The organism is Streptomyces violaceorubidus (assembly GCF_000717995.1).
GTDB classification, from domain to species: Bacteria; Actinomycetota; Actinomycetes; order Streptomycetales; family Streptomycetaceae; genus Streptomyces; species Streptomyces violaceorubidus.
The window spans coordinates 1-481 of the sequence record NZ_JODM01000161.1; the positions used below are offsets into that span (position 1 = coordinate 1).

The window sequence follows — 481 nt, forward strand, 5'->3', positions numbered from 1 at the left end:
GGACCGGGACAGGGTGGGTATCGGGACAGGGGCGGCCATGTCCTTTTCGGAGGCCAGGGACGGCGACTCGGCAAGTCCGTCCATGTCCATGTCCATGTCGGGATCCGGGGCGGTGCTCTGCTCGCGCTCCACGCGGCCCACGGGCCTTGCGGAGCCCTTGAAGTCCTGTGTGGTGAAGGCGGTCACGGGGCCCGGCACGGTGGGGTCGGTGCGGGAGGTCCCGGGCGTGGTCGGTACGGCGTGCGCCGCCGTGCCGTCCGTGGCGGTGGCGTCGCCGGCCGGGCGGGCGCCGGCCGGACCCGGGACGGTCGCGACGGACCCGGTGGCCGGCTGGTCCTCAGGCCGCGCGCCGGCCGACGGCGTCTTTGACCGGACGTCACCCGACTCGTCGGCGCGACGTGCTGGAGCGGTCGTTGCGTCCGCTGCACCGTCGCGTTCTGCGTTCCGCTGGCCGCTACCGTCCACGCCCGCGGAGTGGCCG

1 protein-coding gene is annotated in these 481 nt (G+C 75.1%); it reads right to left on the bottom strand.

From position 1 onward, the window contains the following. Positions 1-186, bottom strand: a 186-nt coding sequence (locus IE94_RS40185; RefSeq protein WP_157849458.1) for a hypothetical protein, incomplete at its 3' end; no start/stop codon positions are given. Positions 187-481 lie beyond the last annotated feature (295 nt).